The organism is Nonomuraea diastatica (assembly GCF_004349015.1).
Taxonomy (GTDB): domain Bacteria; phylum Actinomycetota; class Actinomycetes; order Streptosporangiales; family Streptosporangiaceae; genus Nonomuraea; species Nonomuraea diastatica.
In genome coordinates this window covers 40,235-50,479 of record NZ_SMKP01000063.1, presented here as the reverse complement: position 1 = coordinate 50,479, position 10,245 = coordinate 40,235, and the positions used below count along the sequence as shown (strand labels likewise).

9 protein-coding genes are annotated in these 10,245 nt (G+C 70.9%); 2 read left to right on the top strand and 7 right to left on the bottom strand.

Annotation, left to right across the window (positions count from 1 at the left end; genetic code table 11):
* Positions 1 to 206 precede the first annotated feature (206 nt).
* Together E1294_RS22510 and E1294_RS22505 are read right to left on the bottom strand one after the other, a co-directional pair.
* Positions 207 to 1,379, bottom strand: coding sequence for an allantoate amidohydrolase (locus E1294_RS22510; RefSeq protein ID WP_132511164.1), 1,173 nt, complete (start codon positions 1,377 to 1,379; stop codon positions 207 to 209).
* A gap of 26 nt (positions 1,380 to 1,405) precedes the next feature.
* Complete coding sequence (locus tag E1294_RS22505; protein ID WP_132511162.1) at positions 1,406 to 2,080, bottom strand: SDR family oxidoreductase; 675 nt, start codon at positions 2,078 to 2,080, stop codon at positions 1,406 to 1,408.
* Positions 2,081 to 2,263: 183 nt separating this feature from the next.
* On the opposite strand from E1294_RS22505, the gene E1294_RS22500 reads away from it, so the two are divergent.
* A complete protein-coding gene (locus E1294_RS22500) occupies positions 2,264 to 3,322 on the top strand; it encodes an ATP-binding cassette domain-containing protein (RefSeq protein WP_246083197.1) in 1,059 nt (352 codons plus the stop codon).
* Positions 3,319 to 4,068, top strand: coding sequence for an ABC transporter permease (locus E1294_RS22495; RefSeq protein ID WP_132511160.1), 750 nt, complete (start codon positions 3,319 to 3,321; stop codon positions 4,066 to 4,068). The genes E1294_RS22500 and E1294_RS22495 overlap by 4 nt, the downstream gene beginning before the upstream one ends.
* On the opposite strand, the gene E1294_RS22490 is transcribed toward E1294_RS22495, so the two are convergent.
* The 5 genes from E1294_RS22490 to E1294_RS22470 all read right to left on the bottom strand — a co-directional run bounded on the left by E1294_RS22490 (position 4,048) and on the right by E1294_RS22470 (position 10,155).
* Entirely contained in the window at positions 4,048 to 4,881 is an 834-nt protein-coding gene (locus E1294_RS22490) for a MurR/RpiR family transcriptional regulator (protein WP_132511158.1), read from the bottom strand. The genes E1294_RS22495 and E1294_RS22490 overlap by 21 nt on opposite strands.
* A gap of 59 nt (positions 4,882 to 4,940) precedes the next feature.
* A complete protein-coding gene (gene hutU, locus E1294_RS22485; protein WP_220447875.1) occupies positions 4,941 to 6,590 on the bottom strand; it encodes a urocanate hydratase in 1,650 nt (549 codons plus the stop codon).
* A gap of 53 nt (positions 6,591 to 6,643) precedes the next feature.
* Positions 6,644 to 8,371 carry an ABC transporter ATP-binding protein gene (locus E1294_RS22480; RefSeq protein ID WP_246083196.1) on the bottom strand — a complete coding sequence of 576 codons (1,728 nt, stop codon included), beginning with the start codon at positions 8,369 to 8,371 and terminating at the stop codon, positions 6,644 to 6,646.
* 265 nt (positions 8,372 to 8,636) lie between these two features.
* Positions 8,637 to 9,389 (bottom strand): hypothetical protein, encoded by a 753-nt coding sequence (locus tag E1294_RS22475; RefSeq protein WP_132511152.1) that lies wholly within the window; start codon positions 9,387 to 9,389, stop codon positions 8,637 to 8,639.
* A 61-nt stretch (positions 9,390 to 9,450) separates the two neighbouring features.
* Positions 9,451 to 10,155 (bottom strand): FadR/GntR family transcriptional regulator, encoded by a 705-nt coding sequence (locus E1294_RS22470; RefSeq protein ID WP_132511174.1) that lies wholly within the window; start codon positions 10,153 to 10,155, stop codon positions 9,451 to 9,453.
* Positions 10,156 to 10,245: the final 90 nt, after the last annotated feature.

Here is a 10,245-nt window from a genome sequence, read left to right as displayed (position 1 = left end):
CGCGGGGGACTTCGCCCCCCGCGATCCCCCCCATAGACCCAGTCCCAAGGGGAGCCTCGCCCTCAAAAGACTCAGACCCACGCAGAGCCTCGCCCCCCGTAACTCCTCCAGAAGGCACCGCAGACACACGGGAGGCATCGCCGCCCGCGACCCCTCCGAAAGGCATGGCCGTCCGCTTCCTCATCAGGACCTCGACTTCGTCTCGGTCAGCGACACAGATCCTCCAGCACGTTCGCGAGTGCCACGACTCCCGCCTCGCAGTCTGCCCGTTCGGCGTGCTCGTCGGGAGAGTGGGACACGCCGGTGGGGTTCCTGACGAACACCATGGCGCTCGGGACGCCCGCCGTCGCCAGGATTCCCGCGTCGTGCCCGGCTCCTGTCGCCAGGATCGGCGCGGGCGTGTCGCCTCCGGCCACCCTGGCCAGCCGGTCTCGGAGCGCCACGTCGAAGTCGACGACCGGCGTCCACGACTCCTCCCGCACGTCCGCCGGCGCCTCGGCCGTCAGGTCCGCGACGAGGGCGCGTACGGCCGCCTCGCCGGCCCCGCGCGCGTCGAGCCAGGCCGAGACCAGGCCGGGGATCGCGTTGGCGTTGCCGGGCGAGACGCGGACCTTGCCCACCGTGGCCACCACGCCGTGCCGCGCCGCCAGCTCGCGCGCGGCCAGCACCATGCGGGCGAACGGCACCATCGGGTCGTCGCGGTCGGCCAGCCGGGTGGTGCCCGCGTGGTCGGCCCGGCCGCGGAAGTCGAACCGCCACCGCCCGTGCGGCCAGATCGCTCTGGCCACCCCCACGGGGCGGCCCTCCGTCACGAGGCCGCGGCCCTGCTCGACGTGGAGCTCGACGAACGTGCCGATCATGGCCAGCGTCTCGTCGTCACGCCCGATCGTGCGGTGTTCGCGCCCCGCCCCGGCCATGACGTCGGCCAGCGTGTCGCCGTCGTCGTCCTTGAGCCCGAGCGCCCGCTCGGGCTCAAGGAGGCCGGTGAGCAGCCGCGACCCCATGCAGGGGACGCCGAACCTGGCGCCCTCCTCGTCGGTGAAGCAGGCGACCCCGACGGGCACGGCGGGGGTGACGCCGCGCGCTTTCAGCAGGTCGAGCGCGGCGAAGGCCGAGACGACGCCCAGCGGCCCGTCGTACGCGCCGCCCTGGCGCACCGAGTCGAGGTGGCTGCCCGTGACCACACCGGGCCGCCGCGGCGAGGGCTCGCCCCACCATCCCCACAGGTTGCCGTTGCGGTCTTCGCGCAGGCCGAGCCCTCTGCGCGCGGCCTCGCCCGTGAACCATTCGCGTAGCTCCAGGTCGGCCGGCGACCAGGCGTCTCTGACGTAGCCGCCGGTCGCCGGATCTCGTCCTACGTGCGCGAGTGGTTCAAGCATGACCCCACTCTAGTGAATGGAACCATTCACCCCCGGGGCCGGATGGTCAGCTCGGTGAGGTGGGCGTCGGGACCCGCGGCGACGGCGGCCAGCACCGCCCGCGCCACGCTCTCCGGCGTGAGGTATCGCTCCGGCTCGAACTCCCCGCCCTCGAACTCGCGTACGCCGCGCTGCATCTCGGTGGCCGTACGGCCGGGGTAGACCGTGGTGACCCGCAGCTCGGGCTCCTCCAGGCGCAGCGCGTCGGCGAGGGCCTTCAACGCGAACTTGCTGGCGGAGTAGGAGCCCCAGCTGGGGTTCACCCGCTGGCCCGAGCCCGAGTTGACGCAGACGACGTGGCCACCGGCCCGTCTGAGCGCGGGCAGGAGCAGCCTGGTCAGCTCGGCGACGGCGACGACGTTGACGTCCATGGTCCTGCGCCACACGTCGGCGGGCTGGTCGGCGATCCGGCCCAGCACGCTGATCCCGGCGCAGTGCACGAGCACGCCGAGCCGCTCGACGTGCTCGACGTCGGCCTGGGTCACCCGCGTCAGCTCCACCGGCCACGGCCGCGCGCCGGGCAGCTCGGCCGCCATCGCGGCGAGCGCCGCCTCGTCGCGGCCGCCGAGGATGACGTCGTGCGTCGGGGCCAGGGCCCTGGCGACGGCCGCGCCGACGCCCCGGGAAGCGCCGGTGACCAGCGCCGTCGGTCGTTCACTCATGGGCTCAGCTTATTGACCTTGCCAGGGCCCGCTGGAGCCGTCGGCCCGCCGATATTCATGGACGTGCTGAAAAAGGGGAGATTCTGGGCGCCTTGTATGGCAGGATGCGTCAGCTCACGATGAGCGCGGAGACCTTCCGACACGTTTCCGGCGCCCGAGAGGACGCCACGGCGCCCCCGGCACGTGGGCGAGAAACTCCGCCTGACCAGAGCCATGCCGCGAGCCCGGCTCGACCGGGCCGAGCAGGTCGAGGCGGACGAGTCGCCCTATAAGGAGCGGGAATCCCCCATGATCATTCAGGCAGACGGCCTGCGCAAGACGTTCACCACCAGAAGCAGGAAAGGCACACAGACGGTCGAGGCCGTACGCGGTGTCAGCCTGGAGGTGAAGAAGGGCGAGATCTTCGGCGTGCTCGGCCCCAACGGCGCCGGAAAGACCACCACGATCCGCATGCTCGCCACGCTGATCGCCCCCGACGCGGGCAAGGCCGTCATCGCCGGCCACGATCTGCTCAAGGAGCCCGCCGCCGTGCGCCGCAACCTCGGCTACGTGAGCCAGGCCGGCGGGGTGGAGGACACCACGAGCGCCAGGGCCCAGATCGTGATGGCCGCCAAGATCCACAACGTGGCCGATCCGAAGCAGGCCGCGGCCGAGGTGCTGGAGCGCTTCGACCTGACCGAGATGGCCGACCGCCCGGGCCGTACGCTCTCCGGCGGGCAGAAGCGGCGCGTGGCCATCGCGATCGGGCTGGTGCACAGCCCGCCGCTGCTCTTCCTCGACGAGCCCACCACCGGCCTCGACCCGCAGAACCGCGCCAACCTGTGGGAGCGCATCAGGCAGTTGCGCGAGGCGGGCACGAGCGTGCTGCTCAGCACCCACTACCTCGACGAGGCCGACGTGCTGTGCGACCGGCTGATGATCGTCGACCACGGCGAGGTGGTGGCGGAGGGCACCCCCGGCGACCTCAAGCGGCAGGTGTCCGGCGACGTGATCACGCTCAGGGCGGACGACCTCGATCGGGCCGCCGACACGCTCAAGCCGCTGGCCCGCGAGACCCGCGTCGACGAGGACGTGCTGCGCGTCTACGTCGACGACGGCGAGCACACGCTGCCCGCGCTGCTGCGGGCGCTGGAGGAGCAGGGGATCGGGCTGAGCTCGATCGCGCTCGACAGGTCCACCCTCGACGACGTCTTCCTGGCCAAGACCGGCCGCACCCTTCGTGACGCTGGAGCCGACTCGTGATCCGCCACACCGTCCTGTTCACCGGCTACGAGTTGAAGAAGTCGTTCAGCAATCCCGTCTGGCCGCTGTTCGGCATCATGCAGCCGGTGCTCTATCTGCTGATGTTCGCGCCGCTGCTCAAGACCATGACGCCGGGCGGCACCACCGTCGACGCGCTGCGCATGTTCACGCCGGCGGCGATGATGATGATCGCGGTCTTCGGTTCGTTGTTCTCCGGGTTCGGCCTGATCGCCGAACTGCGCAACGGCTCGCTCGAGCGCTACGCCGTCAGCCCCGCGTGGCGGCCGGCCATCGTGCTCGGGCGGGTGGCGAAGGACATGGTCGTGCTGGTGTGCCAGGCGATCATGGTGCTGGTCGTGGCGATCGCGATGGGCGTGCGCATCGGGGGCGTCGAGCTGGTGCTGGTGCTGCTGCTCATGGCGGCCACCGGGTTGTTCGCCTCGGGGTTGTCGCAGGGGCTGGCGCTGACCGTGCGCGACGAGAACGGCATGTCGCAGACGCTCAACCTGTTCATGTTGCCGATCATGCTGCTGGCCGGGTTGTTCGTGCCGATCTCGTTCGCGCCCGACTGGATGAAGGTGCTGGCCCCGGTCAACCCGCTCTATCACGCGGTCGAGGCCGGGCGGGCGTTGTTCGCCGGGCAGCTGTCCGACTCGTCGATCCCGGTCGCGTTCGGGTTGTTCATCGTGCTGGCGGTGCTCACCACGATCTGGTCGATGCGCTCGCTACGCAGGATCGCCGGTTAGGAACGTGCCGGTCTCGTCGGTCATCCGTTCGTACTCCTCCAGGCGCGCCTGAGTGCGCAGCGGCGCCGCGTCGGCCATGGCCTCCACCAGGGCCATGGCCAGGGCGAGCGGCGCCGCGTGGGAGTCGAACACGAGGCGGTCGCCGACGGGGGCGTCCAGCACGACCTCCGCGGGGAAGTCTGATCTGTCGGTGATGGCGGCGACCCGAAGCCCCAGCTTCGCCGCGTACTCCAGCGCTTGCACGACTTCGACCGGATATCTCGGCAGCACCACGGCCACCACCCACTCGGCCCCCGCCCGGCGGGCCGCGTGCAGCCCGTCGGCCAGCTCCGACCCGCCGTGCGTGAGCAGCCGCACGTCGGGGTGGATGCGGCGGGCGTAGTAGGCGAAGGTGGTGGCCAGCCCGCAGGAGACCCGCAGGCCCACCACGGGCAGCGGCTCGGTGGCGGCCAGCTGCTCGCCCAGCTCCTTGAGGGGGAAGGCCGGCAGCCGCTCCCTGACGAGCGCGAGGTTGCGGATCTCGGCGTCGATGGCGCCGCGCAGCAGGCTCTCCTGCGGTGCCTGCACCCCGACGCCCAGCACGAGCGGGCGCAGCGCCTGCCGCAGCTCGGGATATCCGGCGAACCCCAGCACCATGGCGAACCTCGTCACCGAGGGCTGGCTCACCCCGGCCCGCTCGGCCAGCTCGACGCTGGACAGGAAGATCGCCTCGTCGAGGTGCTCACTGAGGTAGTGGGCGATCCTCCGCTGCACGGGCGACAACCGCCGGCCGTCCAGCAGCACGCTCAGCCCACCCTGATATCCGTCCGCCACGCCACCTCCAACGTCACCCGCCCCGCGTTCTCATCCCTCACCCCGTTCACAGGGGACGCTCAGGACTCCCGCATCGGGACGCGGACACCGCGGTCGGCGGCCACCTGCGCGGCCTCCTCGTAGCCCGCGTCCACGTGCCGCATGACCCCGGTGCCCGGGTCGTTGGTCAGCACGCGGTCGAGCTTCTCCGCCGCCAGCGCGGTGCCGTCGGCCACCGTGACCTGGCCGGCGTGGATGGAGCGCCCGATGCCGACCCCGCCGCCGTGGTGGATGGACACCCAGGCGGCCCCCGAGGCGGTGTTGAGCATGGCGTTGAGCAGCGGCCAGTCCGCGATCGCGTCGGACCCGTCGGCCATGGCCTCCGTCTCGCGGTAGGGGGAGGCCACCGACCCGCTGTCGAGGTGGTCGCGCCCGATGACGACGGGCGCCTTCAACTCGCCGGACGCCACCATGTCGTTGAACCGCTCGCCCGCCAGGTTGCGCTCGCCGTAGCCCAGCCAGCAGATGCGCGCGGGCAGACCCTGGAAGTGCACCTGCTCACCGGCCTTGCTGATCCACCTGGCGAGCGCCTCGTTCTCGGGGAAGAGGTCCAGGATCGCCCGGTCGGTGGCGGCGATGTCCGCCGGGTCGCCGCTCAGCGCCGCCCACCGGAACGGGCCCTTGCCCGCGCAGAACAGCGGCCTGATGTACGCCGGCACGAACCCGGGGAAGTCGAACGCCCGCTCGTAGCCGGCCAGCCGGGCCTCGCCCCGGATGGAGTTGCCGTAGTCGAACACCTCCGCGCCGGCGTCCTGGAAGCCCACCATGGCGGTCACGTGCCGGGCCATCGAGGCCCGCGCCCGCTCGGTGAACCCGGCCGGGTCCTTGTCGCGCTCGGCCGCCATGTCCTCGAAGGCCACTCCCTCCGGGAGGTACATCAGCGGGTCGTGGGCCGAGGTCTGGTCGGTGACGATGTCGATCTCCGCGCCGCGGGCCAGCAGGTCGGGCACCGCCTCCGCGGCGTTGGCCACCACCCCGATCGACAGCGGCCTGCGGGCGTCGCGCGCCTCGTAGGCCAGCCGCAGCGCCTCGTCCAGCGACTCCGCGGCCACGTCGAGGTAGCGGTGCTCGATGCGGCGGGTGACCGAGCGCGGATCGCAGTCGACGCAGATGACCACGCCGCCGTTCATGGTGACGGCCAGCGGCTGGGCGCCGCCCATGCCGCCGAGCCCGGCCGTCAACGTGATCGTCCCGGCCAGCGAGCCGCCGAAGCGTTTGTCGGCGACCGCCGCGAACGTCTCGTACGTGCCCTGCAGGATGCCCTGCGTGCCGATGTAGATCCACGAGCCGGCGGTCATCTGGCCGTACATGGTGAGCCCGGCCGCCTCCAGCCGCCGGAACTCCTCCCAGTTCGCCCAGTCGGGCACCAGGTTGGAGTTGGCGATGAGCACCCGGGGCGCCCACTCGTGGGTGCGGAACACGCCCACGGGGCGCCCCGACTGCACCAGCAGGGTCTCGTCGCCCTGAAGCGTCGTCAGCGTCCTGACCAGCGCGTCGAACGACGGCCAGTCACGTGCCGCGCGGCCCGAGCCGCCGTAGACGACCAGCTGCTCGGGGTGCTCGGCGACCTCCGGGTCCAGGTTGTTCTGGAGCATGCGGAGCGCCGCCTCCTGCGGCCACCCCTTGGCGGTGATCGTCGTGCCTCGCGGCGCGCGCACGCTGCGGCTCATGGTGACCCTCCTGAATGAGAGCATTCATCTATGTCACCCGCAGACTACATCGGCTAACTCACCAGGAACTGGGTGGCCGCCAGCTCGCGATAGAGGTCGTCCAGGCCGACCAGCTCGTCATGCGTGCCGACCGCGCGTACGCCTCCGCCCTCCATGACCACGATCCGGTCGGCGTTGGTCACGGTGGACAGGCGGTGCGCGATGACCAGCACCGTGGTCTCCGCGGCCACCTCGGCGATGACCTCGCGCAGCCGCAGCTCGTTGACCGCGTCGAGCTGCGAGGTGGCCTCGTCGAGCAGCAGCAGCCTGGGCTTGCGCAGCAGCGCCCTGGCGATGGCGACGCGCTGCCGCTCGCCGCCGGACAGCAGCACGCCGCGGTGCCCGACCGCCGTCTCCAGCCCTTCGGGCAGTCTGGCCACCAGGTCGTCGAGCCGGGTGCGGGCGATCGCGCGGCGCAGCTCCTCGTCGGTGGCGTCCCTGGCGGCGAAGAGCAGGTTCTCCCGCAACGTGCCGGCCAGCACGGGGGCGTCCTGCTCGACGTAGCCGAGTGCGGCCCGCAGCTCGCCCAGCGGCCAGTCGCGGATGTCGCGGCCGCCGATCCTGATCGTGCCGCCCTGGTGGTCGTAGAAGCGTTCGAGCAGGGCGAACACCGTCGACTTCCCCGCCCCCGACGGCCCCACCAGCGCGGTCAGGCCGCCGGGCGGCACCTCGAAGGTGACCCCGTCGTGCACGATCGGCCGGTCGTCGCCGTACCGGAACACCACGTCCTCGAACGTCACCCCCACCGGCTCCACGCTGCCCTGGGCGACGCGGACCGGCTCGGTCGGCTCGGCCGGCAGCTCCTCGATCTCCTTGATCCGCTTGAGCGCGGCCAGTCCCTGCTGGAGTTGCACACCGCCCTGGACCAGCTGCCCGATCGGCGGAACGAGGTAGAACAGGTAGAGCAGGAACGCGATCAGCGACGACACCTCCAGCGTGCCGGAGGCCACCCTCGACCCGCCGACCCCCAGCACGCACAGGAACGCGATCTGCACCGCCATCCACGTCGCCACGCCCGCGAGCGACGTCCATCCGGCGACCTGCAGGCCCCTGTCACGGGCGCGCACCGCCGCCTCGCCCACCTCGGCGATCTCCCGCTCCTCCGCGCCGCTCGCCTTCACCGTCCTGTACGCCTGCAGCGCCCGGTCCAGCACGGCCCCCATCTCGCCCACGGCCTCCTGGGCGTGCGTCTGGGCCCGCTGGATCTTCGGCATGATCAACGCGACCAGCCCGCCGATCACCACCACCACGAGCAGCGTGATCAGCAGCAGCACACCGTCCATGGCCGCCATCATGATGATCGCTCCGACCAGCATGAACGCCGCGCTCACCGACTCGACGATGCCGTTGGTCAGCACGGCGCGCAGCAGCGTCGTGTCGCTGGTCACCCGCGACATCAGGTCGCCGGGCTTGAGCCGGTCGACGTCGGCGACCTTGAGGCGCAACATCCGGTCCACGAGCCCGCGCCTGGCGCCGAGCACGATGCCCTCGCCCGTGCGCTCCATCAGGTAACTGCCACCGGCCGACACGACCGCGCCGACCAGCACCGCGACGGTGAGCCCTAACAGCGGCCCGGCCATCGACGTGTTCTGGCCGAACGCGTCGACGACGTACTTGGCCAGCAACGGCATCGCCAAACCCGCCACCGAGCCGATCAGGCCCAGCAGCCCGCCCAGGATCAGGATCCTTCTGTGCGGGCGTACGTAGGCGAGCAACTCCTTGACCACCGCAACCCCTTTCACGACATTTCTCGACTTTGCTCCAACGAACGGGAGCCCTCGATCGGCACCGATCCGCCACGGTCAACCTAAATTGACGACCTAAGTATGTCAACTTTGATTGACGTCTCCTCCGTGAGGAGGAGACGACCGCGATGTGACCTCGGAACCTTGTGGCCGCGCGAGCGCTTTATGGCAGGAAATCAGTCGATGTCCGGCAACCGAGGCGACGTCGAGGTTTCCGCTCGGACCATCGGTGCACCCGTGCGCCTCTTCTCAAGCGCGGCGGTCACCTCAACCGCCCGCGCCGTGTGGACGGCAGGTCGTGCCGCCCTGACAGGAACTCCTGGAAGGCGATCTTGACCTTGATCACCGGCCGCCGCCAGCGCTCCTCCCGGTGGATCGCCCTGGCCATCTTGCGCGGTGACTGCTTGGCGAAGAACCAGTGGGCCCAGGGCGAGCCAGGCCGCGCCAGGCGTAGCGCGCCCACCAGCAACATGGGCGGGACGAACAACCCCGCCATCCCGGTCCAGATCTTGCCCTTGAGCAGGGTGACGACGGCCAGCACCAGGTTGGCGATGATGAGCACGGCGGGGTTGAACGGGGTGCCGTAGTCCCAGGTGAGCGGGCGCAGCCCCATGAGGAGCAGGCCGGTGACGGCGACCGCGATGAAGACGGCGTCCACCGAGGTGCGCCCTTCCTCCTCCCAGTAGACGTCGTGCAGGTGCAGGATCAGCGCGAACTCGTCCAGCACCAGCGCCGATCCGATGCCGAACACGCACGCCGCGGCCGCCGTGCCCACCTGCGACTCCGGAGAGACGATGAGGCCGGCGACCCCGCCGACCATCATCAGCACGACGCCGAACACGACGTGGTGAATGTGCATCTCGCCCACGCTCACGTTGCGGAACCAGCCGATCTTCGCCCTGATCAGGCGGACGTTGATGCGCGTGGCGATGAAGGCGACGATGAGCGCCACGAAGTAGCAGAACAGCGGCAGCCGTCCCGTGGCGATGATGGTGTGCTGAAACCAGTTCCCCATGATTCTGGAACTGATGCTACGAGCCCATGAGCCCCATATGCGCGCAACCGGCGGCGGACCTTCAGGCCAGGAACGCGCGCAGGAGGGCCGCCGTGCCCTCCAGGTGCTCGGCCACCGCCTGCCGGGCCGCGTCGGGATCTCCCGCCAGGATGGCGTCGACGATGGCCTGGTGCTGCACGGCGGCGTGGTCGAGGTTGACCTGGAGCATGGGGATGGCGTTGAGCAGGTCGCTGACCCGCGAGCGGGCGTCCGCGCAGGTCGTGGCGAGCAGGGGCGAGCCTGTCAGCTCGGCGATCGACAGGTGGAAGGCGGTGTCGAGCCGGCGGTAGTCGTCGAGGCCGGCCTCGTTCACGTCGGCGAGCCGGCGGACGAGCACCACCCGCTGTTGCTCCGCCGGCCGGGACGTCGCCAGCACCTGGGCCGCCCCGCACTCGACCGCCAGGCGGAACGTGAGGGCGTCCGACAGGTCGGCCATGCCCATCTCCTTGACGGCCTCGCGCAGGTGACCGGCGTCCGGCTCGGGCGGCGCGTACGTGACGAACGCGCCGCCGTAGCGGCCCCTGCGCACGTCGAGGTAGCCCGCGTCGGACAGCGCGCGGATGGCCTCGCGCAACGTCACCCTGCTGATGCCGAGCGTGACGGCCAGCTCGCGCTCGGGGGGAAGCTTGTCGCCCGGCGCGACCAGGCCGAGTTTGATCGCCTGGAGCAGGCGTTCCACGGTCTCCTCGAAGGCGTTGCCGGCCCGGACCGGGCGCAGCACCGTCATCAAACGCGCCGACTCGTCCAACGTGTCCTCAGGTCTTGACAAGGGATCCCGCCATACACATCAATGGTCTAAGACTAGCCCAATCAACGG

Bases quoted from the DNA above. Each gene is read 5' to 3' on its own strand.
- E1294_RS22505 (WP_132511162.1), bottom strand. From the start codon at position 2,080: ATGAGTGAACGACCGACGGCGCTGGTCACCGGCGCTTCCCGGGGCGTC.
- E1294_RS22510 (WP_132511164.1), bottom strand. From the start codon at position 1,379: ATGCTTGAACCACTCGCGCACGTAGGACGAGATCCGGCGACCGGCGGC.
- hutU (WP_220447875.1), bottom strand. From the start codon at position 6,590: ATGAGCCGCAGCGTGCGCGCGCCGCGAGGCACGACGATCACCGCCAAG.
- E1294_RS22475 (WP_132511152.1), bottom strand. From the start codon at position 9,389: ATGGGGAACTGGTTTCAGCACACCATCATCGCCACGGGACGGCTGCCG.
- E1294_RS22470 (WP_132511174.1), bottom strand. From the start codon at position 10,155: ATGACGGTGCTGCGCCCGGTCCGGGCCGGCAACGCCTTCGAGGAGACC.